The organism is Mesorhizobium loti, assembly GCF_003148495.1.
Classification (GTDB): Bacteria; Pseudomonadota; Alphaproteobacteria; order Rhizobiales; family Rhizobiaceae; genus Mesorhizobium; species Mesorhizobium loti.
The window spans coordinates 138,535-164,420 of sequence record NZ_QGGH01000004.1 but is presented as its reverse complement, the minus strand read 5'-3'; the positions used below and the strand labels follow the sequence as shown (position 1 = coordinate 164,420).

Annotated in this window: 20 protein-coding genes; 10 read left to right on the top strand and 10 right to left on the bottom strand. The window is 63.9% G+C overall.

Translation table 11 applies throughout. From position 1 onward, the window contains the following. Nucleotides 1-43: 43 nt before the first annotated feature. The 3 genes from C8D77_RS17670 to C8D77_RS17660 are packed head-to-tail and all read right to left on the bottom strand — an operon-like array spanning nucleotide 44 to nucleotide 4,882. Nucleotides 44-538 carry an acetone carboxylase subunit gamma gene (locus C8D77_RS17670; protein ID WP_109665919.1) on the bottom strand — a complete coding sequence of 165 codons (495 nt, stop codon included), beginning with the start codon at nucleotides 536-538 and terminating at the stop codon, nucleotides 44-46. Further along, nucleotides 535-2,739 carry a hydantoinase B/oxoprolinase family protein gene (locus C8D77_RS17665; RefSeq protein WP_109665916.1) on the bottom strand — a complete coding sequence of 735 codons (2,205 nt, stop codon included), beginning with the start codon at nucleotides 2,737-2,739 and terminating at the stop codon, nucleotides 535-537. The genes C8D77_RS17670 and C8D77_RS17665 overlap by 4 nt, the downstream gene beginning before the upstream one ends. Nucleotides 2,740-2,752: 13 nt before the next feature. Next, on the bottom strand, nucleotides 2,753-4,882 hold the full coding sequence (locus C8D77_RS17660) for a hydantoinase/oxoprolinase family protein (protein WP_109666719.1): 2,130 nt from the start codon (nucleotides 4,880-4,882) through the stop codon (nucleotides 2,753-2,755). A gap of 142 nt (nucleotides 4,883-5,024) precedes the next feature. Here C8D77_RS17660 and C8D77_RS17655 point away from each other — a divergent pair, with 142 nt between their 5' ends. The 4 genes from C8D77_RS17655 to C8D77_RS17640 all read left to right on the top strand — a co-directional run bounded on the left by C8D77_RS17655 (nucleotide 5,025) and on the right by C8D77_RS17640 (nucleotide 11,243). Then, the gene (locus tag C8D77_RS17655; RefSeq protein WP_109665914.1) at nucleotides 5,025-5,804 is read left to right on the top strand and encodes a helix-turn-helix transcriptional regulator; all 780 of its coding nucleotides are present in this window, start codon (nucleotides 5,025-5,027) and stop codon (nucleotides 5,802-5,804) included. A gap of 265 nt (nucleotides 5,805-6,069) precedes the next feature. Beyond that, nucleotides 6,070-8,244, top strand: coding sequence for a dehydrogenase E1 component subunit alpha/beta (locus tag C8D77_RS17650; RefSeq protein ID WP_109665912.1), 2,175 nt, complete (start codon nucleotides 6,070-6,072; stop codon nucleotides 8,242-8,244). A gap of 89 nt (nucleotides 8,245-8,333) precedes the next feature. Next, the gene (locus C8D77_RS17645) at nucleotides 8,334-9,896 is read left to right on the top strand and encodes an ABC transporter substrate-binding protein (protein WP_170136776.1); all 1,563 of its coding nucleotides are present in this window, start codon (nucleotides 8,334-8,336) and stop codon (nucleotides 9,894-9,896) included. Between the two features lie 117 nt (nucleotides 9,897-10,013). Next, on the top strand, nucleotides 10,014-11,243 hold the full coding sequence (locus C8D77_RS17640; RefSeq protein WP_109665907.1) for an aminotransferase class III-fold pyridoxal phosphate-dependent enzyme: 1,230 nt from the start codon (nucleotides 10,014-10,016) through the stop codon (nucleotides 11,241-11,243). A 33-nt stretch (nucleotides 11,244-11,276) separates the two neighbouring features. Here the strand turns inward: C8D77_RS17640 and C8D77_RS17635 are convergent, their stop codons facing one another. Beyond that, nucleotides 11,277-12,014: a GntR family transcriptional regulator gene (locus tag C8D77_RS17635; protein WP_109665905.1), complete on the bottom strand. Its 738-nt coding sequence runs from the start codon at nucleotides 12,012-12,014 to the stop codon at nucleotides 11,277-11,279. A 137-nt stretch (nucleotides 12,015-12,151) separates the two neighbouring features. Between C8D77_RS17635 and otnK the strand changes: the two genes are divergently transcribed. Beyond that, complete coding sequence (gene otnK / locus C8D77_RS17630; protein ID WP_109665903.1) at nucleotides 12,152-13,501, top strand: 3-oxo-tetronate kinase; 1,350 nt, start codon at nucleotides 12,152-12,154, stop codon at nucleotides 13,499-13,501. Beyond that, nucleotides 13,501-14,139, top strand: coding sequence for a class II aldolase/adducin family protein (locus tag C8D77_RS17625; protein ID WP_109666717.1), 639 nt, complete (start codon nucleotides 13,501-13,503; stop codon nucleotides 14,137-14,139). Before otnK ends, C8D77_RS17625 begins: the two co-directional genes overlap by 1 nt. A 25-nt stretch (nucleotides 14,140-14,164) precedes the next feature. Here C8D77_RS17625 and C8D77_RS17620 read toward each other — a convergent pair whose 3' ends face one another. The 6 genes from C8D77_RS17620 to C8D77_RS17595 are packed head-to-tail and all read right to left on the bottom strand — an operon-like array spanning nucleotide 14,165 to nucleotide 20,889. Then, complete coding sequence (locus C8D77_RS17620) at nucleotides 14,165-15,601, bottom strand: NAD-dependent succinate-semialdehyde dehydrogenase (RefSeq protein WP_109665901.1); 1,437 nt, start codon at nucleotides 15,599-15,601, stop codon at nucleotides 14,165-14,167. Between the two features lie 17 nt (nucleotides 15,602-15,618). Next, on the bottom strand, nucleotides 15,619-16,890 hold the full coding sequence (locus C8D77_RS17615) for a CaiB/BaiF CoA transferase family protein (protein WP_109666715.1): 1,272 nt from the start codon (nucleotides 16,888-16,890) through the stop codon (nucleotides 15,619-15,621). Between the two features lie 35 nt (nucleotides 16,891-16,925). Beyond that, entirely contained in the window at nucleotides 16,926-17,957 is a 1,032-nt protein-coding gene (locus C8D77_RS17610; RefSeq protein WP_109665898.1) for an ABC transporter ATP-binding protein, read from the bottom strand. Next, nucleotides 17,954-19,030, bottom strand: coding sequence for an ABC transporter ATP-binding protein (locus tag C8D77_RS17605; protein ID WP_109665896.1), 1,077 nt, complete (start codon nucleotides 19,028-19,030; stop codon nucleotides 17,954-17,956). The genes C8D77_RS17610 and C8D77_RS17605 overlap by 4 nt, the downstream gene beginning before the upstream one ends. A 3-nt stretch (nucleotides 19,031-19,033) precedes the next feature. Continuing rightward, nucleotides 19,034-19,876, bottom strand: a complete 843-nt coding sequence (locus C8D77_RS17600) for an ABC transporter permease (RefSeq protein ID WP_109665894.1) — start codon at nucleotides 19,874-19,876, stop codon at nucleotides 19,034-19,036. After that, nucleotides 19,876-20,889, bottom strand: coding sequence for an ABC transporter permease (locus C8D77_RS17595; RefSeq protein ID WP_109665892.1), 1,014 nt, complete (start codon nucleotides 20,887-20,889; stop codon nucleotides 19,876-19,878). Before C8D77_RS17595 ends, C8D77_RS17600 begins: the two co-directional genes overlap by 1 nt. Nucleotides 20,890-21,084: 195 nt before the next feature. Between C8D77_RS17595 and C8D77_RS17590 the strand changes: the two genes are divergently transcribed. From C8D77_RS17590 to C8D77_RS17575, 4 genes are all read left to right on the top strand, one after another. Further along, nucleotides 21,085-21,894 carry an IclR family transcriptional regulator gene (locus C8D77_RS17590; protein ID WP_109666713.1) on the top strand — a complete coding sequence of 270 codons (810 nt, stop codon included), beginning with the start codon at nucleotides 21,085-21,087 and terminating at the stop codon, nucleotides 21,892-21,894. Nucleotides 21,895-22,034: 140 nt separating this feature from the next. After that, entirely contained in the window at nucleotides 22,035-22,787 is a 753-nt protein-coding gene (locus tag C8D77_RS17585) for an SDR family NAD(P)-dependent oxidoreductase (protein ID WP_109665890.1), read from the top strand. A 145-nt stretch (nucleotides 22,788-22,932) separates the two neighbouring features. After that, a complete protein-coding gene (locus C8D77_RS17580) occupies nucleotides 22,933-24,264 on the top strand; it encodes a glucoamylase family protein (protein ID WP_109666710.1) in 1,332 nt (443 codons plus the stop codon). After that, nucleotides 24,254-25,783: a mercuric reductase gene (locus C8D77_RS17575; RefSeq protein ID WP_109665888.1), complete on the top strand. Its 1,530-nt coding sequence runs from the start codon at nucleotides 24,254-24,256 to the stop codon at nucleotides 25,781-25,783. Before C8D77_RS17580 ends, C8D77_RS17575 begins: the two co-directional genes overlap by 11 nt. Nucleotides 25,784-25,886 lie beyond the last annotated feature (103 nt).

The window sequence follows — 25,886 nt, the reverse complement described above, 5'->3', positions numbered from 1 at the left end:
CGGATTTGGCAATCACACCGGCGCAGCCTCCATCGCCAGCGTTTCATGTTTCCTGGAGCGGTTTGCCCAACCATTCGCGATAGAAGCCTTCAAGATCGGGCTCGAAATCGTGGACTATGGGATAACCGGGTGCCGCCGCTTCCACTTCGTGCAGCGTACCGCACTCGGGGCAGATGAATTCGCGGATCTCCATCCATTCGGGATCGGGGAGATCGCTGTTCGGGTAGATTTCGCGCAGCGCCTCCTCGGTGTTGCGGACATGAATAGCGGCGTTGAGCTTCCAGTTCTTGCGATAGTCGCCGAAGGAATGGCCGCATTCGCAGCGGGTTATCCGCTCGTCGCCGCTCTGGCAGATGAACAGGTGATCCGAGACCGGCAGCAGGATCGGATCCTTCCAGGCGACGCGGTCCTGGTAGACGGCGACCATCTTGAAGAAGCGGTCGTCGTCCTTGTAGGCGCTCATGATGCGCCTTGTCTGCGGCCAGGGCAGCTGGCCAGCAGCCAGATCGCGGATGACTTCCTTGCTGTATGAGGTCATGGCTTTGCTCCCGGTGTGAAGATCGACTTCGCGTCGACGTTCCAGAAATCGCTGAAATCCCTAGTGAAACGCGACGACAGCTTGATCGCGCTGGCGTACATTTTCTTTACCTCGGGGGCGAAGTCGGCCTTTTCGACGCGGCCACGCTCCTTGGCAATCCAATCCGCCACCGGTATCGCTTTGGCCAGGCGCTCCTTGCGCATGGCGGCGCGGCGCTCGACCGTGGCGTCGATATCGGCGATGGGATAGCCGTCTTCATCGTCCTTCAGCACGATGCCGAACACCTGGCCCGCCGCTTGCCGGGTGAGAAAGCCGTTCTCGACATCCCAGGCGGTCTTGATCGGATCGCGCTCCAGCACGTCGCCATAGCCGCCGCCGCCATTGTAGGAATGGCTGAAGATGTCGCCAGACTTGTGCGGCGAGGTGATGTAGGGCCCCTCGACCACGACATGGTCGCCGCCGATGTTCCTCTCGTAGTCGGAGACATGCGGGTCGATGCCGGGCGCATGCGCCAGCGGTTCGCCTTTTGCGGCCAGTTCATGGATGTTGGAATTGCGCACCGCGCGATGCTTCTGGCAGGTCGGCGCCGGATAGCCGCCGCACATACCGCCATTGTCGAACACCCTGGAAGAGTGCTCCGAGGTGTGGAGTCGCAGATGCGACGTCTTGTTGATCAGCCAGGTCGAGACGAAGGAACAGCCGCCGCGATATTTGCCGGCGCCGCCGGAATTGGGCACGATCGAGCGGCCGATATAGACCATCGGCATAGACTGTTCCCAGATTTCGATGTTGCCCATGTCGGATTCCGGATTCCAGCCGACATAGGCGGTGTCGAGGCCGTCCTTGATCGCCAACGCGCCGGAGCCGGCGGCGGCGCATTCAAAATGCGCCATGCCGAACGGCGTGCCGTACTGGCTTTCGCCGCCCATCTCGATCATCGGGCTGTTGACCTGGCCGACAAAGGCCTCCTCGACGAAGCCGCGCGCCACGAAACTACGCGACAAAAGCCGCTGGAAGACACCATAGGCCGGCAGCAGCAGCGCCCATGAGGTGGCGGTCGCCACCATCTCGTTGTCGGGGTTGGTCCAGGTGCCGTACGGCAATTTCAGCTCGGTCGCCATCCAGGCGCCGTCATTGACCAGGCCTTCGAAATTCATGTGCTGGGTCAGCGTGACGAACATGCCGCCATCCATGCCGGCCGGCGTGCAGTTCATCGAATGGTAGCCCCAGGGCTGCGTGCCCTCGAAGTCCATGGTGATCTTGCCGTCGGTGGTGATCTCCATCTCGATCGGGATGTTGTAGAGCCAGTCGGGATCGCCGAGCAGTTGGAAACCAGGCTTTCCCGCCGTGACGTGGCCGTAAAAAGTGTGGCCGCGATAGATGCCGGGCACGGTGAGCTGGCGGGTGCGGGCGAGCTGGGCGCGACGGCCTTCCTCGATGAACTCCTTCGACACCTTCATCCAGTAGTCGAGGCCGATCTCGGAGATCAGCTGCTTGACGCTTTCGCGCATGTCTATGCAGGAGGCGACCTTGGCCTTCTCGTCGAGCACCCAGTAGATCGGCATGCGCAGATTGCGCTCGCAGCGGATGACATAGTCGCGGCGGATCTCGTCGTTCTCGCCGATTTTCTCGGCACAGACGAACAGGCCTTCGGTGAAGCGCTCCTGCGCCAGGCAGACGTCGCCGCCCGGCGTGATGCCGCCGGCTTCCAGTTCGTGGCAAACAGCACCGGCCCAGCCGACCAGCGTGCCTTCATGGAAGATCGGCACCACGTCCATGACGTCAGGCACCTGCACGGTGCCGATGAAGGCGTCGTTGTTGGCGAAGATGTCGCCTTCGCGGATGCGCGGGTTGTCCTCGTAATTGTTCTTGATCATCCATTTGATGAAGCGGCTCATCGTATGGACATGCACCATGATGCCGTTGGACAGCGCAATGGCGTCACCCTCGGGCGTATAGATGGCGACCACCATTTCGCCGACCTCGCGCACCCCGGGCGACGCCGAGATGCGGCGCGCCATTTCGCGTGCCGAGACGCAATAGGCGCGCAGCTTGGTGTGCAGCGTCTCGAATTTCAGCGGATCCTGGTTGCGCAGCGTGAGTTCCGTGATGCCGTCATAGCAGCCGGTCTCTTCCATCAGCCGCTCGGAATCGAGCAGTCGTTCGCGAAGGCGCAGGGCCGAGGCAGGTTTGTCCAACATGGCGGTCGCCCTCTCAAGCGTGGGTGTAGTGCAGCAGCGTCCATTCATCGACATGGACGCGGTCCTGCGGATGAACGACGAGCGTGGTGGCGGGATGTTCGATGATAGCCGGGCCGATGACTTCATGGCCGGGCTGCAGCAGATCCATCTCGTAGAGATTGGCCTTGTGCCAGCGTCCGCCGATATAGGCTTCGCGGACGCCCTTGTGCGCGGCTGCCGGATTGGAGGCGCCGAGCGGACGCTTGAGCAGCACCGGCTTGACCTTGTCCGCGGTGGCGATCAGCCCAAGTTCGGTGATGGTGAAGCCAGCTTCGCCATAGCGCGACACGCGATGGTTGACCTTGGCATAGACCGCCTCGAACTCGTCGATAACCTTGCGCATGTCGTCGGCGGAATTGACCTCGGCCAGCGGCGCCATGACTTCGACGTCCTCGAGCTGGCCGGTGTAGCGCATCATCAGGAACGGCACGGTCCTGATCTTCTCTCTGGCATGACCGTCGGCGATCATTTCGTCGACCGCGGCCTTGGTCAGATCATTCCAGACCGTGGTGACCTTTGCGCCAAAAGCGGTCAGCGTCGCCTCATCGGCGCGTGACGGAATGTCGTGCTGCGTCGACACCGAATGCCGGCGCATGAAATCGGCCGTGGTGCAGCCGAAGGCGGAGAAAGCGGCCGCGAACTGGAAGGTGATGATGTCCTTGAAGCCGATGCCCCTGGAGCAGCCGGCCAGATGCAGCGGACCGGAGCCGCCATAGGAGAGCAGGGTGAATTCGGAGGGGTGGATGCCTTGACCCGAAATGACCCGGCGCAACGCGTTGTTGGCATCGGACTCCAACATGTCGATCATGCCTTCGGCGGCTTCTTCCACCCCGACGCCCAATATGTCGGAGCATTTCTCCTGGAAGGCGCGGCGCGCCTTTTCGACCTGCAGCACGACCTTGCCGCCCAGGAAATAGTACGGGTTCAGCCGGCCGAGAATGGCGTCGCAATCGGCGATCGTGGGTTCGGTACCGCCGCGATCGAAGCAGATCGGGCCAGGGTCGGAGCCGGCGCTTTCCGGCCCGAGGCTAACCTTCTTGGTCAGCGGGTCGACCTTGAGGATCATGCCGGCGCCAGCGCCGATCGTGTCGAGATGCAGCGTCGGCACGTTGAGCTTGAAGCGGTCCATCAGCGGCTCGTTCTCAATTCGCGTCTGACCGCGCGTGATGACGCCCATATCGAAGGAGGTACCGCCCATGTCCGAGCAGATCAGCGAGTCGTTGCCGATCAGTTTGCCGACATAGGCAGCACCGAGGATGCCGCCGATCGGGCCTGAGATCATGGTTTCATGCAGGCGCGGGTGGTTGATCGAGGTCAGACCGCCGAAGGAGAGCAGCGTCTGCACGCCATATTTGAAGCCGTATTTCTTCGAGACGTCCTCAATGCCCTTGAGCTGCTTGCGGCCACGCGAGGTGGCGTAGGCCTCGATCAGCACCGAGTTCAGCCGCGACTGCTCACGGATGACCGGGCGGACCTCATGGCTGGTGTAGACGATGATGTCGGCGCCGGCCTTATCGACCTCCGCGCGGCAGATCTCGGCGATGCGCTTCTCGTGCACCGGATTGACGTGCGAGAAGATGGTCATGATGCAGATCGCTTCGACCTTGTCGGCTATCAGCTTTTTCGCGGCGGCTGAGACTTCGTGTTCATAGAGCGGCAGCACGATGTCGCCGAACTGGTCGATGCGCTCGGTGACGCCATGGGTGCGGCGGCGCGGCACCAGCGGATCGGGATGATGGTGGGTGACCGCATGCAGCCGGTCGGCATAGGAATAGTCGGCCCAGGCCTGCAGGCCGCGGCCCATCAGGATCATGTCCTCGAGGCCCTTGGTGGTGATCAGGCCGAGCCGGCGGCCGGTGCGCGACAGCAACGTGTTGAGCATGCCGGTGCCGGAATAGAGCACGACGTTGACGCCGGAAAACAGTGATTCCAGCGAGATGCCCCAGGCATCCGCCGCGTCCTCGGCCGAAGCCAGAAAGCCCTCGGCTTCGTTCTTCGGCGTGGTCGCAGACTTGCCGATCTTGAAGTGGCCGTCCTGATCGACAAGGATCGTGTCGGTCATGGTGCCGCCGGCGTCGATGCCGATGACGATTGGATTGCCAATGATTGGACTGGTCAGGTTTGGCTGGGTCACGGTCGCCTCGGTATCTGGTCTAGGTTGACGCCAGGCTAGATTCGATGGGCGGCTTCGCGCCATATGCCTAAAGACACAATGACGGTTGGGCAGGGATCGCCGAGAAAAGGGCATGCGCATGGGGACCATCTGGGCGCCGCTCGCCAAAGCGATCGCCGCCACCGGCACGGACAGGCATGTCGACTGCCTGATCGACCTGATCGGCGCGGACATCGAGCACGATCTCGTCACGGTGACACGTTATTCGGCGACGCAGACGCCGGAATTCATCAAGCATCGGCGCTTCTCGGACGAGATGATCCGGCGCTATCTCGATAACTACTACGTCTTCGACCCGTTCTATGCCTCGTGGCGGCGCGATCGAAGGCTGGGCATAATGCCGCTGAAGCGGCTCGCCGACGACGAGGCCAAGCGCGGCCAGTACATTGCCGGCTTCCTGGCGCAGTCGGAGATCTGCGACGAGGTCGGCATCATGCTTGCTGATGGCGGCGACTGGTGCCTCGGCATCTTCCTCGACCGCTCGACCACATCATTCAAGGACAGCGAGATATCCCTGCTGGATGAGCGGCTGCCGGTGTTCGAGGCGTTGCACGCGCTCGACATCAAGGCGCGGGGAGCAAAATTCTCCCGCACGTCGGCGCCGACAGGCCCCGGCGCCTCGCCCCGGCAGGAGCCCATCATTCCGGCCGGCCTGTGGCCGGAGCTGTCGCTGCGCGAACGGGAGCTGGTCCAGCTGATCCTCGCCGGCCACCCGACGGCGAACATCGCCGAGCGCCTCGGCATCACCGTCGGCACGGTCAAGAACCATCGCCGGCGTATCTACGAGAAGCTCGACATCACCACGGAGCGGGAATTGTTCTTGCAGTTTTTTCAACACCGGGCGGAGCGGTAGCCGAGCGTCTCCCCTGCCGATCCGCCAGTGAGCTCCCGCCGCAAATCGGTGCTCCGGCTTCTCGCTGGAATGGCCGAAAGCGCCCCTCAAAATTCCTCTTGCGGAACGCCGCCGTCCCGGCTTAGTCTCGGCTTCGCGCAGAAAATGAAATTTAATTCCATTTGTGAAGTGCCCGCGAGCCAGTGCAGTGCCCAGGAAAAATGGCTCGCCGCAATCGACTGAGAAAATATTTGATATATCATCTACCAGAACGGAAATAGCTGACATGGTCCAGCAGACATCGATCCAGCCATCGGCGCCCTGGTTGCGGCTAGACGTCGACGATTCGGACTGGAACGACGCCGAGGTTTCAAGCCTGGTGCGCTGGTATCACCAGATGCTGCTCATCCGCCGTTTCGAGGAAAAGGTGCTCGATCTCGCCAATGCCGGGCTGGTGCATGGTCCGGCACACGCCAGTATCGGCCAGGAGGCAACGGCGGTCGGCGCGATGTCCGTGCTCGGCACTGGCGACCGCATCAACGGCACCCATCGCGCCCATCACCAGGTGCTGGCCAAGCTGGTCAACGCGCAGACGCCCAGGGGATTCGACCCGCTGGGCGACGCTTTCAATCCGGACATGCAGGGATCGGTTCGCGGCCTGATGGCCGAGATCATGGGGCTTAACGTCGGCTATTGTGGCGGCCGTGGCGGCTCGATGCATATGCGTGACGACGCCTCCGGCATCCCAGGCACCAGCGCCATCATTGGCGGCAACCTGCCGCACGCGGCGGGCTATGCGCTCGCCGACAAGCTGCTCGGCACCGGCAACATATCGGTCGCCTTCTTCGGCGACGGCACGATGATGGCGGGGCCTGCCTATGAGGCGATGAACATCGCCGCGCTCTACCGTTTGCCGGTGATCTTTTTCGCCGAAAACAATCTCTATGCCGTCTCGACGCACATCAATGAGCAGACGCGCGAGACGCGGCTGGCCTCGCGCGGACCGATGCTCGGCTTTCGCGGCATCGAATGCGACGGCATGGATGTGGTGGCGGTCCATCACGCCATGCGTGAGGCGCGCCGGGCGATCGAGGAAGACGGCGGACCGGTGCTGGTCGAGGCGCTCTGCTACCGCTTCCTGCACCAGAGTGGCGCCCGCCCGGGCAGCGAATTCGGCTACCGCACGCGCGCCGAGGAAGACGCCTGGAAAGCGCGCGACCCGCTTGCGACGATGGCGGCTCGCCTGAAGACGATGGGCATTCTAAACGCTTCCGACCTTGGGACGCTCGACCAGCGTGTCATGGAGGTGGTCAACAATGCTGCCGATTCGCTCACCGAAATGAGCGGCAATGCACTGCGCATTCCCGACCATCTGTGGCCGAACCCAAGCGATGTCGACAACCAGATCCGCGGCGATCTTTCGGAACTGAAGGGCGAGCGCTTCCTCGAGGTCGAGGACGTGCCGCCGGCCGATACCAAGCCGGTGAAGTTCATGGTTGCCGCGTCCGAGGTCATCGCGCGCGCCATGGAGCAGGACCCGCGCATCATCATCATGGGCGAGGATGTGCACCGTCTGCGCGGCGGCGTTTCGGGCGCCACAAAGGGCGCACTGGAGCGTTGGCCGGAGCGTGTGCTGGCGATGCCTATCGCCGAGAACGGTTTTGTCGGCGTGGCACTGGGTGCAGCGCTTTGCGGCCTGCGGCCGATCGTCGAGATCATGTTCGGCGACTTCTGCCTGGTTGCCGCCGACCAGCTGTTCAACGCGGTCAGCAAGGTGCGCCATATGTTCGGCGGTGGTTTCCCGGTGCCGATCGTGGTCAGGGTCCGCGTCTCGCCGCACACCGGCTATGGCTCGCAGCATTCGGGCGATCCGTCCGGCCTGTTCGCGCTCTATCCCGGCTGGCGCGTCGTCGCCCCGACGACACCCTTCGACTATATCGGCCTGATGAATTCCGCCTTGAAATGCGACGATCCGGTCGTCGTCATCGAGCATGTCGAACTGTTCCCCAGCGAAGGCCCTGTGCCTGCGGACGACCGCGACTATTGCGTGCGGCTCGGCAAGGCGAAGATCGTCAGGCCGGGCAGCGCCTGCACCTTGCTCACCAGCGCCAGCATGGTTGCCGTCGCCAGCCAGGTGGTCGAGGAGACCGGCATCGATGCCGAGATCATCGACCTGCGCAGCCTCGACCCGACCGGGCTCGACTGGCCGCTGGTGGAAGCCTCTATCCGCAAGACCAACCGGGTGGCCGTCGTCGAACAGGTGCAGCGTGGGCTGTCGCTTGGCGGACGACTGACCCAAGAGATTCAGGATCGCGTGTTCGACTATCTCGATCACGAGATCCTGCATGTGACGGGAAGCCTCTCGGCTCCCGTCGTATCGGCCCCGCTTAACCGCGCCGCACTGGGCGGTGCTGAAAAGCTCAGGGCCGCGCTTCAATCCCTCACTGCCACGGGTGGATAGAGCGAACGCATTGCCACAAAGATCCGACAAGAAAATGGGAGAATGAAATGAACATGACGATCCTACCAAGAGCCAAGACCAGAGCAACGATGCTGGCAGCCGTGCTGCTGGCCACCAGCGCCTTCTGGGCACCGGCCACCTTCGCGCAAGACAGCAAGCCGCTGGTTATCGCGCGCAACATCGATCTCAACTCGCTCGATCCGCACCGCGCCTTCTGCGACACCTGCCAGATCTACAATTCCAGTGTCTATGAATCGCTGCTGACGCTGGACAAGGACAACAAGCTGATCCCGCTGCTCGCCTCGAAGTGGGAAGGCAATGCCGACCAGAGCAGCTTCACCTTCACGCTCGACCCTGCCGCCAAATTCTCGGACGGTTCGCCGGTCGAAGCCAAGGACGTCAAATGGTCCTGGGAGCGGCTGAAGAACCTCAAGGGCAGCGCCTCATTCCTGATGGACAATGTGGCGTCGATCGAGACCCCGGACGCGCATACGGTCGTCGTCAAGATGGTCGCGCCGAGCTCCGAATTCCTCAACATCGCGGCGGCACCCTACGCAGCGGTCGTCAACAGCAAGGTCGCTTCCGAAGCCGGCGCCAAGGCCGATGCGGACGCCTCGACGACGGACAATGCCGAGGCCTGGTTCCTGGCGCATTCGGCCGGCAGCGCGCCGTTCGTGCTGAAATCCTACGAGCCCAATTCGGAACTGCGACTGGCACGCAACGACAAGTACTGGCGCACGGCACCGGCGCTAAGCGAAGTCGTCATCCGCCAGACCAAGGACGCGGTGGCGCAGGCGCAGATGCTGCAGAGCGGCACCGCCGACATCGCCATGCAGATCGACCCGGACACGGCCAAGACGATGACCGGCAGCGACGTCAAGATCGAGACCGTGCCGTCCTACAACTTCATCTATGTGGCGCTGTCGCCGGGCGCCAAGGCCAACAAGGTTCCGCTGACGCCCGAGGTGCGCGAGGCCATCTCGCTCGGCCTCGACCGTCCGAGCATCCTTGACTTCACCATCGGCTCCGAAGGCCAGCTGATCAGCGCGCCGATCCCGCTCGGCTTCCCCGGCGGTTCGGGCTTCGAGGCGCAGCCCTACGACGTTGCCAAGGCAAAGGAACTTCTGGCCAAGGCCGGCCATGCCGACGGCTTCGAGATGGAAGCGGCGTTCCCCGGCATGAATGTCTACGGCGTTGATCTCTCGCTGTTGATGCAGAAGGTCCAGCAGGATCTGGCCAAGATCAACATCAAGCTCGACCTGCAGCCGATCCCCTTCGCCAACTGGCGCGAACGCGTCAATGGCGACGGCATCCCGATGACGGCCGTGTTCTACGCGCCGGACTATTACGGCACCTCGCAATACATCGACTATTTCGCCATGACCAAGGGCAGCCCGTGGTCGCGGCGCGCCGGCGCGGAGCGCGACCCGTCGGTGATCAACCCGAAGGAAGCGGACCTCTACAAGGCGGCCTTGGCAGCGAGCGGCGACGAGGCGGCCAAGCTCTGGCACCAGATCGGCGAAGAGATGATCAAGGACAGGATCATCCTGCCGCTGGTCAGCCCTAACCTGATCCTGGCCTACAAGTCGGACGTCAAGGGCGTACGCTACAGCGCCTGCTGCAACCTGCCGCTGGCGGAACTCAGCCACTGAGCGAAAGAAGCGGGAGGCGGCCAGCCGCCTCCCGCTACTCATCCTGGAAGACCGGCAAATCCTGTTCTTCCAGCATCAAAATCAATATATGATATATCAAAGTGCGGAGACCTCGCTATGCCTTCCCTGATCAACTCCAAGGACAAGTTGCTGCGCGAGCGTGCGGCCTCGGTCATTCCGGGCGGCATGTGGGGACACATGGCAACGCGCTATCTCGGCCCCGCCTATCCGCAGTTCTTCGAGCGCGCCGACGGCTGCCGGGTCTGGGACGTCGATGGGCGCGAGTACATCGACCTGATGTGCAGCTGGGGTCCCAACATCCTCGGCCACCATCATCAAGCCGTCGAGGCAGCAGCCGAGCGGCAACGTCGCCTGGGCGATGCGATGAACGGCCCGGGCGAGGTGCTGGTCGAACTGGCGGAATTGCTGGTCAAGACCGTCGCCCATGCCGACTGGGCGATGCTGCAGAAGAACGGCACCGACGCCACCACCGCCTGCGTGACGATCGCGCGCGCCGGCACCGGCCGACGCAAGGTGCTGGTCGCGCGTGGCTCCTATCACGGCGCTGTGCCGTGGTGCACGCCTTCGCTGGCCGGCGTCACTGCCGAGGACCGCGCCCATCTGATCCATTTCGACTACAACGACATTGCCAGCCTCGAGGCAGCCGTCGAGCAGGCCGGGGATGATCTTGCAGCGGTCGTGGTGACCGCCTTCCGGCACGACATCGCCCGCGACCAGGAACTGCCGACCGCCGGCTTCGCCAGACGGGCGCGCGAACTCACCACCGCCGCCGATGCGGCGCTGATCGTCGATGATGTCAGGGCCGGCTTCCGCATCGACCTCGCCGGCAGTTGGGAGCCGCTCGGGGTGCGGCCGGACCTGTCCGCCTTCTCGAAGGCGATCGCCAATGGCTATCCGCTTGCCGCGATCACCGGTACCGACCGGTTTCGCGAAGCCGCGACCAAGGTCTATGTGACGGGCTCGTTCTGGTATGGCGCCGTCGCCATGGCCGCCGCGATCGCCACCATCAACACGCTGCGCGACACCGATGCCATTGCCCGCATGACGCAGGCCGGCGACAGGTTGCGCTCAGGCCTCGACGCGGCAGCGAAGAAGCATGGCCTGTCACTGCGCCAGACCGGCCCGGTGTCGATGCCGATGGTGCTGTTCGACGACGATGCCGAATTCAAGCTGGCCAACGCCTTCTGCTCTGCGGCGTTGCGCGAAGGCGCCTATTTCCATCCCCGGCACAACATGTTCCTGAGCGCCGCGCACACCGCAAAAGATATCGATCTTGCCCTGCAGGCCGCCGATGCCGGCATGGCCGCCGCGGCACAGGTGGCGTGACCGGCACCCATGCGGTGGGAAACAACAAACCGTTCAGCCGGCGGCCGACACCAAGCGGCCGTTCTGAGCCGCGCGACGCAGTTCCTCGGGCGTGACCGCGCCGTCGTTCAATCGTTCGAGAACCTTGACCAGCAGGCGGCCGCCTTCGATCATGTCCTGCTGAATGCCTTTGCGCACGCCGTTCTCGTCACGCGCGCGCAGCGCGTCGAGGATGTCGAGATGCCGGTGGCGGCCATCATAGGTCGGCCTGGCGTGCGGGTATTGATAGTTCACCAGCGGTCCGTTGCGCAGCCAGATGCCCTCGATGATGGCCAGCAGTTCCGGCATTTGCGCCGCCTGATAGATCGAGTGATGGAATTCCCAATTGTCGCGGACGGCTTCGAACCAGCGGCCGTTGTCCTCGTCGGCGATCAGCCTGTCATGCACCGCCGCAAGGCGGTCGATCTCGCGCGGCTCGATGCGCGTCGTTGCCGCGGCACCGGCCATGCCTTCGAGATGCAGCCTAATGCTGCGCAGTTCCAGATACTGGGTCAGCGACAGTTGGGCGACGGTGATCGAGCGGCCGGCTTCCATCTCCAGGCCTTTTTCGCGCACCAGCTGCATCAGCGCCTCGCGCACCGGCGTCTCAGACACCTGAAGGCTGGCGGCGAGATCGCGGATCTTGAAGCGATGGCCCGGCCAGAAACGGCCTTCCATCATGGCGCGGCGAAGCTCCTCGTAGACACGCGTCGTCAGATTGTCGCGCGCGATCGGCGCGATAGAAGCAGTCATATCCGCTCTCCGTTCTTGCAGTCGCGCAGGCGTCGCGTCGGCTGTGTATATGATACCACGAATGGCCTGACCACCGACATGAGACAAGCAGCCATGAGACCGGCCGACATGAAACGGCCAGACATGGGACGGGCCGCATGACCGCGATGCCTTCCCTGCTGTTCGGCGCCATCGCCGACGATCTGACCGGCGGCACCGAACTGGCGTCGATGCTGGTGGCGCGCGGCATTCCCACGGGATGCACGGTCGGGCTGGACGCGCCGATCCCGTCAGGCAATCTTGCCCATGTGATCCTGCTAAAGACCCGCGTCATCGCGGCCAGCGATGCGGTGCGCCAGGTGCTGGAGGCCGTGGACCGGCTAGTGGAAGCGGGCGCGCGGCAGATCTTCTTCAAATACTGCGCCACGTTCGATTCGACGCCCACAGGCAATATCGGCCCTTGCGCCGAGGCGCTGCTCGAGCGGCTTGGCGGCGGCGTCACGCTGTTCACCCCGGCGCTGTGTGAGACCGGCCGCACCGTCTATCAGGGGCACATGTTCGGCGGCGCCCAGTTGCTGGGTGAATCGCCCAAGCGGTTCGATCCGCTGACGCCGATGACCGATTCCAATCTGGTTCGCGTGCTGCAGGCGCAGAGCAAGGGCAAGGCCGGGCTGGTGCCCTATCTCGTCGTCGATGCCGGCGCCGGGGCCATTCGCAGCGCTATCCGAGAGCACAGCGCGCGCGGCGAGACGCTGCTGGTCACCGACACGATCCGCGAGCGTGACCTGGCGGCGATCGCGGAAGCGACCTTCGACCTGCCGCTGATGACGGGCAATTCTTCAGTCGCGGCGCATCTGCCGACCGCCTGGCTGGCGCATGGGCTGGTGAACTCAGACGACCTCGTTGTCGCTAGCCTGCCGGCCGTCGAAGGGCCAGCGGCGGTGCTGGCCGGCAGCGTCGCCGACCGCACCATCGAACAGCTCGAACGCTTCGCGCAAAAAAATCCGCTGCTGACGATCGACCTTGCTAGCGCCTTTGCCGGCGCCGATGTCATGGCCGAAGCGCGTGCCTTCGCCCAGCGGCATTTGCCCGGCGCGATGATCGCCATTGCCACGACAGCGCCGCAAGCGACGGTCGAAGCGCTGCAGCAGGCGCACGGCCGCGATGTGGTGGCGGCAAGGGCGGAAGAGATACTGGCCGGGATTGCCCAGATTCTGGTGCGCGAACTCGCCGTACGCCGGCTCGTCGTCGCCGGCGGCGAGACCGCCGGTTCGGTGGTCAAGGCGCTCGGCATCGATCGCATCGCCATGGGCGCCTATGAGGGCCCGGGATTGTCGCGCGCCATCGCCCACCTCCCCGGCCTGCCCGCTGATCCCCTGGCGCTGATGCTGAAATCGGGAAAGCTCGGTGGCCCCGATATCTTCACCGACGTTCTGCAAGACATGACACGGCCGAGCGCCATCGCACCGGCAATCGACACATGGCCCCCGGCAAGGAGAGCATCGTGATGAATCTCGAAATCGAGCGCACGAGCCTGATCACCGCGACGCAGACGCTGGACGCCAGCGGGATGAATGTCGGCACCACCGGCAACATCAGCGTGCGCATGGCAGGCGGCATGCTGATCACGCCGACGGGCATAGCCACAAGCGCCTTGCGGCCAGAGCAGATGGTGGCGATGCAGCTTGATGGATCCTGGGACGGCGCATTCCGGCCGTCGAGCGAATGGGAGATGCACGCCGAGATCTACAAGGCGTTTCCCGAGGCCGGTGCCGTGGTGCATGCCCATCCCGACCATTGCGTAGCGTTATCGTGCCTGCGCGAACCGCTGCCGCTGTTCCACTACATGGTCGCCGGTTTCGGCGGCGACGATGTGCGCTGCTCGGACTATGCGCTGTTCGCATCAAGCGAACTGGCGAAGGTCGCCGTCGTTGCGCTCAAGGACAGATCGGCCTGCCTGCTCGCCAATCATGGCATGATCGCCTTCGGCGCGGATCTCGACATGGCGCTGATCCGCACCATCAAGCTGGAAACCCTGGCGCGGCAGTATCTTTTGGCGCGCAGCGCCGGTACGCCGGTGCTGATCGAGGGCAGCGAGCTTGCCGCCATTCGCGGGCGCTACAAGAATTACGGCCAGCAGAAATAGTGCATGTCGCCCGACAGCGGCCTACTCAGTCGACCTGCAGGTGCGAGACGAACTTGCTGTTGAGATAGCTCTCCAGCGCATCGGCGCCACCTTCGGTGCCGTTGCCGGAATCGTTGATGCCGCCGAACGGCACCTCCGGCAGCGCCAGGCCATAATGGTTGATCGACACCATGCCGCTGGCGATGCCGGACGACATCTTTGCCGCGCTCGCGGCCGAGCGGGTGAAGCCATAGGCGGCAAGGCCGTAGTTCAGCCGGTTGGCCTCGGCCAGGGCTTCGTCGAGGCCACTGACCGGGGTCATCAGTGCCAACGGACCGAACGGCTCCTCATTCATGGTGCGGGCATCGGTCCCGACATTTGACAGGATGGTCGGCTCGAAGAAATAGCCTGAATTGCCGATGCGCTTGCCACCGGTGACGAGTTCCGCACCTTTCTGCACGGCGTCGTGGACCAGTTCCTCCATCGCCTGGACGCGGCGCGGATTGGCGAGCGGACCCATGGTCGTACCCTCGGCAAGACCATCGCCTACCTTGATCTGGCGTGTCGCCTCGGCAAAGCGACCGACGAAATCGTCATAGACCGCATGGTCGACGAGGAAGCGCGTTGGCGCGACGCAGATCTGGCCGGCATTGCGGAATTTGGATGCGACCATCGAGCGCGCGGCGCGGTCGAGATCGGCATCGGGCAGGACGATGACCGGCGCGTGGCCGCCGAGTTCCATCGTCGCCCGCTTCATGTGCAAGCCGGCAAGCGACGCCAATTGCTTGCCGACAGGCGTCGAGCCCGTAAACGAAATCTTGCGGATCACCGGATGCGGAATGAGATAGGCGGAGATTTCCGATGGCGTGCCATAGACGAGGTTCAAGACGCCATCGGGCAGGCCGGCATCGATGAAAGTGCGCACCAGTTCAGCGGGCGAGGCCGGCGTTTCTTCCGGTCCCTTGATGATGATCGAGCAGCCGGCGGCGAGTGCAGCAGACAATTTGCGCACCGCCTGGTTGAGTGGAAAATTCCATGGCGTGAAGGCGGCGACCGGGCCGACGGGTTCCTTGACCACCGACTGGCTCACGCCCTCAAGGCGCGCCGGCACGATGCGGCCATAGGAACGGCGCGCCTCCTCGGCGAACCAGTCGATGATGTCGGCGGCGGCGAAGGCCTCCATGCGCGATTCGGCGATCGGCTTGCCCTGTTCCAGCGTCATCAGCGTGGCGATGTGCTCGTTGCGCTCGCGCAGGATATTGGCGGCCTTGCGCATCAGCTTGGAGCGATCGAAGGGCGAGACGCGCCGCCAGGTCTCGAACCCTTTTGCGGCAGCGGCCAGCGCCTCGTCGAGATCGTCGATACCGGCATGAGCGAGCGAGCCGAGTTCGGCTTCCGTCGACGGATTGACGATCGCCATCGTGCGGCCATCTCGGGCCGGGCGCCATGCGCCGTCGATGTGCAGCAGCACGTTCTTATACATGTCGGGCTCCGTGAAGATCAGGCGGGGACAGGCTCGGCGGCCGGCGTATAGACGCCGATGGCCCCAGTGCCGATCAGCTGGTCGATGGTCTCGGCGCTGTAGCCGAGCACGTCGGCCAGTACGGCTTGAGTGTCCTGGCCCAGCATCGGCGGCGCGGTGAAATCAGCGTTCAGTTGCGCGGCAAGTCCCTGCGCCGGTCGCACCATGGCAACGGAACCAAGATGCGGATGCGGCAAGGTCTGGACGAGGCCACGCTCGCGGACATTGGGACTGTCAAAGACTTCCGGTATCGATTTTACCGTTCCGGCCGGCACGCTGGCGGCGGCACAAGCCGCCATCCAGTGGTCTCGCGTTTTGGTCCTGAAGGCGGCCGCCAGCTGCGGGATCAGCGCCTCGCGGTTGGTGGCACGCGCGCCTGCCTTGATGAAGCGCGAATCCCCGGCCAGATGTGGCAAGTCCACGACCTGCTCGCACAGCGCCGCGAACTGCCGATCGTTGCCGACGGCCAGCGCGAAGCCACCGTCGGAGGCCTCGAATATCTGATAGGGAACAACCGTCGGATGGGCATTGCCGTAGCGGGCGACCTCTCGGCCGGTGTTGAGGTAACCGCTGCCGACATTGATCAGCAGGCTGAGCGCGCAGTCGATCAGCGACAGGTCGAGGAACTGGCCCTTGCCGGTCGTCGACCGCTCGAAAAGCGCTGCCAGGATCGACTGCGTGGCGACCATGCCACAGACGATATCGATGATGGCGACGCCGACGCGCATCGGCTCGCCATTGCTCTCACCGGTGATGGCCATCAGGCCGCTTTCGGCCTGCATGACGAAATCGTAGCCCGGCCGTCCGGCATCGGGCCCGGTCTGGCCGTAGCCGGAGATCGAGCAGTAGATCAGGCGCGGATTTGAGGCGCTGAGTTCCTTGAAACCGACGCCGAGGCGATCGGCGGTGCCGGAGCGAAAATTCTCGACGACGATGTCGGCCTTCGCCGCCAGTTCGCGCACGATGGCCAGCCCTTCCGGGCTCTTCATGTCGAGCGCAATGCTCTGCTTGCCGCGATTGGCGCAGAGATAATAGGTGGAGACACCCTTGTAGCTCGGCACCGACCACGCCCTGGTGTCGTCGCCGCCATCGATGTTCTCGATCTTCCAGACTTCGGCGCCGAGATCGGCCAGGCTCATCGTCGCCCATGGTCCGGCCAGCACACGCGAGAGATCGAGAACCTTGATGCCTTCGAGCGGCAGGCGCGCGCGGCCTGCCGTACCGGCATTCTCGGAATGGTCCTCAGTCACGATCAAAATTCCTTCGGGTGAATTCGGCAGGCCAATCAGACAGCCTTGAAAGTGTTGACCGGCTCCGGAAAATGACAGGCGACGCGATGCGCACCGCCAGCCGGATCGAGCGGCGGTTCGACGGCGGCGCAGATCGCCTGCGCCTTGAAGCAGCGCGTGCGGAAGCGGCAGCCAGATGGCGGGTTGAGCGGGCTCGGCACATCGCCAGTCAGCACGATCCGCTCGCGCTTGCGCTCCTTCTCGGGATTGGCGAGCGGCACGGCTGACAAGAGCGCCTGGGTATAGGGATGCAGCGCCCTTGAATAGAGTTCAGCCGCGGGCGCGATCTCGACGATCTTGCCGAGATACATCACCGCCACCTGATGAGAGATGTGGCGCACGACCGAGAGGTCATGGGCGATAAACAGATAGGAGGTGCCGAAGGATTGCTGGATATCCTTGAGCAGGTTGAGCACGCCGGCCTGTACCGAAACGTCGAGGGCCGAAACCGGCTCGTCGAGGATCACCACTTGCGGGTTCAGCGCAAGCGCGCGAGCGATGACGACGCGCTGACGCTGACCGCCGGACAGTTCGTGCGGATAGCGCTTGCCGTGATCGGGATTGAGCCGCACCAGTTCGAGCAGCTCGGCGACGCGCGCGCGGCGGTCGACCGCCGACATGTCGCTCATGCGCAGCGGCTCGGCGATGTTGTCGGCAATGCGCATGCGCGGATGCAGCGACCCATAGGGGTCCTGGAAGACCAGCTGGATGTAGCGCCGCATCAGGCGCATGTCTTCGTGGTTGAGCGCGAGCAGGTTCTGGCCACGGAACCAGCTTTCGCCACTGGTCGGCTCGATCAGCCGCATCAGGCAGCGCCCTAGGGTCGACTTGCCGCAACCGGATTCTCCGACGAGGCCCAGCGTTTCGCCGGGTGCTACGTCAAAGGAAACATCGGCGACCGCACGGACATGGGCAACGGCACGGTCGAAGACGAGGCCGCCGCGAACCGGAAAGTCCTTGACGAGATGGCGAACCGACAATGCGGGCGCCGGTTTGGTTTCTGCCTGGAGTTGCTCTGCTGCGCTCATGGGGCCACGCTTCCTTTGTCCAGGCTTGCCGCCGCCAGCGTGGCGCTGTGGAAGGGCGGCAAGGTCGTCGCGAAATGGCAGGCCGAGAACCGGCCGCCGATATCGTGCAGCGGCGGATCCTCGATCCCACAGCGTGCCTCGGCATGGATGCAGCGCGGATGGAAGGCGCAGCCGCCCGGCAAGCGCCCAAGTGCGGGCGGCGAGCCGTCGATCGAGAACAGCCGCTCGCGGCTTTCCTCGAGATTGGGGATCGAGGCGATGAGGCCCCGCGTGTAAGGGTGGCGCGGGTCGGCGAACAGCTCGGACACGCTAGCCTGTTCGACGACACGGCCGGAATAGACGACCGCGACGCGGTCGGCATGACCGGCGACGACGCCGAGATCATGGGTGATCAGCACCAGGCCGAGGCCGAGCCGTTCCTGCAGCGAGCGCAGCACCGACAGTATCTGCGCCTGCACCGTGACATCGAGCGCCGTGGTCGGCTCGTCGGCGATCAACAGGTCTGGATCGTTGGCGACGGCCATGGCGATGACCGCGCGCTGGCGCATGCCGCCGGAGAATTCGTGCGGATACTGGTTGACCCGGCGCTCCGGCTGCGGGATCGCCACCAGATGGAGCAGCTCCACCGCACGCGCCATGGCCTGCTTGCGCGTCACGCGCTGATGCAGCCTGACCGCCTCGGCGATCTGGGCGCCGACAGTCATCACCGGGTTCAACGAGGACAGCGGGTCCTGGAAAATCATGGCGATGCGCGCGCCCCTGATCTTGCGCATCTCGCGCGCCGGTTTGCCAACCAGTTCGTCGCCGTTGAAGCGGACCGAGCCGGTGACCACCGCGTTCTTTGACGTGAGACCGAGCGCGGCGAGCATGCCGACGGACTTTCCCGAGCCGGATTCGCCGACAATGCCGACCACTTCGCCCTTGGCGACATTGAGGTCGATGCCGCGCACCGCCTCGAACTGATTGCCCGCCCGCCGAAAGCCGACCCGTAGGCCGCGTATGGACAGCAGCGGCTCGCGCTCGCCTGTCTTGTCGACTGCGCCTGGTGGCGCTGAAGATATCTGTGCGCTCATCGCCTAGTCCGACCTTGGATCGAGAATGTCGCGCAAGCCGTCGCCGATGAAGTTGAAGCCGAGCACGATGGTGAGGATGGCAACGCCGGGACCGAAGGCGATCCACCATTGATAGAAATGGACGGCGCCATCGGAGATCATCGACCCCCATTCGGGCGTCGGCGGCGTGGCGCCGAGACCAATGAAGCTGAGCGACGCGGCAAGCAGCACGACCTGGCCGAGATCCATGGTCGCGCTGATCAGCACGGGGGTCCAGCAAAGCGGCAATATGTGCGTGAACAGCACGCGCCGCGGCCTGGCGCCGGCGGCGATTGCCGCCTCGACATGCTCGCGCTCCTTCACCTCCAGCACCTGCGCCCGCATCAGCCGGGCATAGACCGGCCACCAGACCAGAACCATGGCGATGGCCGCATTGCCGAGGCCCGGCCCAAGCGACGCCGCGACGGCCATGGCCAGAAGCATCGGCGGGAACGACAAGGTCACGTCGACAAGCCGCATGATCGCCGCACCGGTCAAGCCGCCGACGAAGCCGGAGATGGCGCCGAGCAGCGAGCCGATGACGACGGCCGAGACGACGACCAGAACCGCGATCGGCAGCGAATGCGCCGCCCCGTGCAAGGTGCGGCTCAAGACATCGCGGCCGAGTGCGTCGGTGCCCAGCCAGTGCGCCCAGCTCGGCGGCTGCAGCCGGCGCGCCACCATTTCGAGCGGATCGAATTGAACGACCAGATTGGCGAACGCGGTCATGAACAGCCAGAACAGGATGACGACCGTGCCGATGACCAAAGGCGCGGTCAGCCATTCGGGAACAGCGGCGGAACGGGATTTGGTTGCGACCGCCGACATCAGCTCAATCTCACGCGCGGATTGGCCACGACATAAAGTATGTCGGTGATGAGGTTGGTGACCAGGAAGGCGAGGCCGCCGACGATGGTGACACCGATGATTGCCGGAAAGTCGAGCGCGCGTGCCGCCTCGACGGCATAAGAGCCCATGCCCGGCCAGGAAAAGATGGTTTCGGTCAGCACCGCGCCGGTGATCAGATAGGCGAAGGAATAGCCGATAACGGTCAAGGTCGGCACCATGGTGTTGCGCAGCGCATGCACGATGACGACGCGGAATTCGCTCGCCCCCTTGGCGCGCGCGGTGAGCACGAACTCGCGGCTCATCACGTCCAGCATGTTGGCGCGCACCAGCCGCGATATGGTTCCCGACACCGTCCAACCGAGCACGAAGGCCGGCAGAAGCAGGTGCCAGAGTGCGTCCTTGAACACGGTGAGATTGCCAGCCAGCAGGGAATCGATGGTGAGGAAGCCGGTGATGCCGGGCGGCAATGCCAGGCGGGCATCAACCCTGCCCGGCCCCGGCAGCCAGTTCAGCATGACGGAGAAGATGAACAACAGGCCGAGCCCCGACCAAAATACCGGCAGCGACGAGCCGAACAAAGCGAACAGCCGGGCGCCGTGGTCGATCAGGCTGTTGCGGAAATATGCGGCCAGCACGCCAAGCACGATGCCGAGCGTGGTGCCGAAGATCATCGCGGCGAAAACCAGTTCGAGCGTTGCCGGCAAACGGTAGAGAATGTCGGTGCCGACATTGCGCTTGGTGATGAATGAGGTGCCAAGATCGCCGCTCAGCAAATTTCCAAGATATATCATATAGCGTTCCGGCAAAGGGCGATCGAGACCCCAACGGGCTTTGGCGGCGGCCACCACTTCCGGGTTGCTCATCTGCTGTTCGGCAACAATGGCGGTCAGCGGATCGCCCTTGGTCACCGTGGTGATCAGGAACGCGATGGTGACGATGCCGAGCACCAGAAACGGCATTGCGATAAGCCGGCGCAAAATATAGCGAGACACGTGGCTACCTTCACAAGGAGGGGCTTCGTAAGATGGCACAAGGCGCTGGGACATGCCATCGATGGAAGCATATTGACAGCCCGCGAAAGCCCCTGTCAATATAAATGGAATTTAATTTCATTTTTCGACCAGATACAACAGACCGTGCCGGCGGCACCGGCCGACAGGCGGATGACGACGCCAGAAAGACCCAGCGTGCGCAAGCGAGCGACCAGGGACGAGACGGAGCTTGAAGGCGAAGGCGCGCAGCTTTCGTCGTCGCTGGTGCGCGGGCTCGGCATATTGCGCGCCTTCCGACCGGGCGACGCCTCGCTCGGCAACCAGGACATCATTGCCCGCACCGGCCTGCCCAAGGCCACGGTTTCGCGCATCACCTATACGCTGAGCGCGCTCGGCTACCTCCTCTACGACAAGGATCTCGGCCGCTACAGCCTGGGACCGGCCACCGTGGCGCTGGGCTATTCGGCGCTCAGTTCGAGCGCCGTCGTTCACATCGCCCGGCCGCTGATGCAGCCGCTGGCAGACCTCACGGGGGCGGCGGTGGCGCTCGGCACGCGCGACAGCCTCAACATGGTCTATCTCGCCAATTGCCGGTCGGAGAGCCTTGTCACGCTGCGGCTCAATCCAGGCTCCTACCTGCCGATCTGGAAGACATCGATGGGGCTGGCCTATGCGGCGGCCCTTTCACCCGAGGAGCGCGCCAGCCTTGTGCGGGCTTTGCAGGCGGCGGAGCCGGACAAGGCAGCTATGATCGCGGCGGCGATCGACGATGCGATCGCCCAGTATGCACGCCAGGGCTACGTGACCTCGTTCGGCGCCTGGCACAGCTACATCCATGCGGTCGGCGTGCCGTTCCGCCCGCGTGACGGCTCGCCGCTGGTTGCCATCACCTGCGGCGGCATCGGCGAGATCATCACCGAGGACCGCGCGCATGCCGAGATCGGACCGGCGCTGGTGGCTATGGTGAAAGCACTGGACGACCAGCTCGAGGGAAATCCCGTGTGATCCCGGCACGGAATTGGCCCAGACGATCGGCCTGCATGCAGGCTTGAACTTGCCTGGTGGTGCCCGCACAGTCGCCGCCGATGGTACAGCGGTCGCGCGTCGTTAGCGTCCATCGGGTTCAGGTGACGGGGGGAAATTAGATGCCGATGAATTTTGCAGGACGATTCAGCGATCGGGCGGCGGTCATCACCGGCGGCGCATCGGGCATCGGGTTGGCAGTGGCGCAGAGAATCGTCGAAGAGGGCGGACGGGTTTCGGTCTGGGATCGCGATCCCGCCCAGATCGAACAGGCGAAAGTCGTCATTCCGGGACTGCACGGCGTGGCGGTGGACGTTGCCGATGCGGCAGGGGTTGAAAATGCCGCCGCTCGGGCGATCGAAGCGCTTGGCGGTGTCGATATCCTGGTCACCAGTGCGGCGATCACCGGCCCCAACATGACGACCTGGAATTATAGGGTCGAGGATTGGCAGAAGGTCATCGACATCAACATCAATGGCGTCTTCTACTGCAACAAGGCGCTCGTGCCGCACATGCTCGAGCGCAACTATGGCCGCATCGTCAACATCGCCTCGATCGCCGGCAAGGAGGGCAATCCCAACGCCTCCGCCTACAGCACCTCGAAGGCCGCGGTGATCGGCCTGACCAAGTCGCTCGGCAAGGAACTGGCCAAGACCAAGGTGACGGTCAATTGCGTCACACCGGCGGCAGTGCGCACCGCGATCTTCAAGCAGATGAGCCAGGAGCACATCGACTTCATGCTGTCCAAGATACCGATGGCGCGCTTTGGCGAGGTCGAAGAGGTGGCGGCGCTGATCTGCTGGATCGCCTCGGAGGAATGTTCGTTCACGACCGCCGCCGTGTTCGACGTTTCCGGCGGCCGCGCCACCTACTGAGGCAGAGCGAATCTCAATTCCGCGTGACGGTGCAACGAACGGGCGCGTACGGGCGTATAGTTGCAGGCTTCGAATCGACAAGTCGCAACAAGGTAGCGGGAAATCATGACACGGGACGCAGCCGTCAGGCGGGAGCTTGCTTCTTTTGCTTAGAGCCGAGCCTGCCGCACTGTCCGATGACGAGCTTCTGGACCGCTATCAGCGCGCCGCCTTCGACTATTTCCTCGAGAACGTGAACCCGGAAAACGGACTGGTCGCCGATACGTCGCGGCCGAATTCGCCGGCCAGCATCGCTGTAATCGGCTTTGCGCTGTCCTGCTATCCGATCGGCGTCGAGCGCGGCTGGATGACGCGCGATGCGGCCGTGAGGCTGACGCTTGCAGCTCTGCGTTTCTTCTCGACCAGCCAGCAAGGCAATGGCGACGACGTCACCGGCCACAAGGGTTTTTACTATCATTTCCTCGACATGCGGACCGGCCTGCGCGTCTGGCGTTGTGAGCTGTCCATGGTGGATACCGCATTGCTAATATCAGGCATGCTGGTAGCGGCATCCTATTTCTCCGGCGAGGATGAGGAGGAAGCGAGAATCCGGGAACTGGCCGAGGCGCTCTACCGGCGCGTCGACTGGCGATGGGCGCAGGGAAGCACGCCCACCTTGCGGCAGGGCTGGAAGCCGAAGAGCGGTTTTCTCCACTATGGCTGGGAGGGCTACAACGAAGCGACGATCCTCTACGTCCTGTCGATGGCCTCGCCCGACAGTCCGACCTCGGACGACAGCTACGAGGGCTGGACGGCGACCTACCAGTGGGAAAACATCTACGGCTACGACGTGCTGTATGGCGGTCCGCTGTTCATGCACCAGTTCTCGCATGCGTGGATCGACTTTGCCGGCATCCGCGACGCTTTCATGCGCGAGAAGAACTCGGACTATTTCGAAAACAGCCGCCGCTCGACCTACCTGCACCGCGACTATGCGCGCCACAACCCTTACGGCTACGGCGGCTACGACGAGAATCTGTGGGGACTTTCGGCGGGCGACGGGCCGGGCGGCTTTCGCACCAGCGTGGAGCGACAGCGCCGCCGGTTTTCCGGCTATGCCGCGCGCGGCGCGCCGTTCGGGCCCGATGACGGGACAATCGCCCCATGGTCCTATCCGGCGTCGCTGCCTTTCGCGCCGGACATCTGCCTGGCGGCCTTGCGCCATCTTGGGGATCGCTATCCCGAGGTGATCGATAATTTCCGGCTGCCGAGCGGCTTCAACCCGACATTGGCGAACCGGCGAAAGTTCGGCCGGCACGGCTGGGTGTCGGAAGGCCATTACGGGCTGGATCAGGGCATCGTGGTGATGATGATCGAGAACCATCGGTCAGGGCTGATCTGGAAGCTGATGCGGTCCAACCAGCACATCCGGCGCGGCCTGGGCAAAGCGGGTTTCACGGGTGGATGGCTATCGAGGAACGACGGCGATGGCGCGTGACCGTACCAGGGCTACCGCCTTTCCTGTCGACAGCAACGACATCAACCTGATCAAGAGCGCCCATCCGCCGCACTGGAAGAACCCGCAGCCCGACGGTCCTTACAATCTGGTCGTCATCGGTGCCGGGCCGGCCGGGCTGACTGCCGCCCACGAAGCGGCCGGCCTCGGCGCAAAGGTCGCGCTCATCGAACGCAACCTGATCGGTGGGACCTGTATCAATGTTGGCTGCATCCCGTCGAAATCGATCATCCGCACGGCCAGGCTCTATGCAGATATGCGCGATGCCGAGAATCTCGGCGGTGACACGCCGGACCGTCTTCACGTCGATTTTCAGCGGGCAATGAGACGGATGCGGCAGATCCGGCAGCGCATCAGCCGCGCCGATGCCGCCGCGACCATCGCGTCGAAAGGCATCGATGTCTTTTTCGGCGACGCGCGATTTTCCGGACCGGACACGGTCGCGGTGGCGGGCAAGGCGCTGCATTTCAGGAAGGCGCTGATCGCGACAGGCGCACGCCCGAGGCTGCCGACCATCCCGGGGCTTGCCGAAGCCGGCTATCTCAGCAACGAAACCATGTTCGATCTCACAGAGTGCCCGAAGCGGCTTCTGGTCATCGGCGGCGGACCGCTCGGTTGCGAGGCAGCGCAGGCCTTCTGCCTGCTGGGTGCGAAAGTCATTCTGGCGCAGCGAGAACCGATGTTCCTGCCCGGCGAGGAACGCGACGCCGCCCAGATCCTTTCGGACGCGCTAGCGCGCGAAGGGGTCGAGGTTCGCCTCAACACCGAGGTCGTGGCGGTGCGCACAGGAGGCGGCAAGAAGCTCGCCGACCTGGTGCGCGACGACGACATGATGACGATTTCCGTCGACGAGATCATCACCGGCATTGGCCGTTCGCCCAATGTCGACGGTCTCGACCTGCAGAGCGCCGGGGTGGCATATGACGCCGACGGCATCAAGGTGGACGACTATCTCCGCACCACAAATCCGCGCATCTATGCGGCGGGCGATGTCTGCCTCGACTACAAATTCACCCATACCGCGGAGGCAACAGCCCGCATGGTCGTGCGCAATGCCCTGTTTCTCGGACGCAGCAAACTGAGCGAACTGGTCATTCCGTGGTGCACCTACACCGATCCGGAGATCGCCCATGTCGGCCTCTATCCAGCGGAGGCGCGCCAGAACGGCATCCCGGTCAAGACCTATACGGTGCTGATGCACGATGTCGCCCGTGCGGTGATGGACGGCGAGGAAGAGGGTTTTGTCAAAATCCACGTCAAGGAAGGATCCGACCGTATCCTGGGTGCTACGGTCGTTGCCAGCCATGCCGGCGAGATGATCAATGCGGTGTCGCTGGCCATCAAATGCGGTATGGGATTGCACGCGCTGGCCGACGTCATCCATCCCTTCCCGACGCAGGCGCAAGGCATCAAGAAAGCCGGCGACGCTTATCGGCAGACAAGACTCACCGCATTTTGGAAGCATCTGGCGGGCCGCTGGCTGGCGTGGTCCAGGCGGTGACCGCGCCATACCGGCAGGCATTCCAGCATGCCCGTCGCCAGGCCAGTGCGCCAGACATTCAGAGAGGATACGGCGCTTGACGAAAGCGCCATTCAGCTAAACA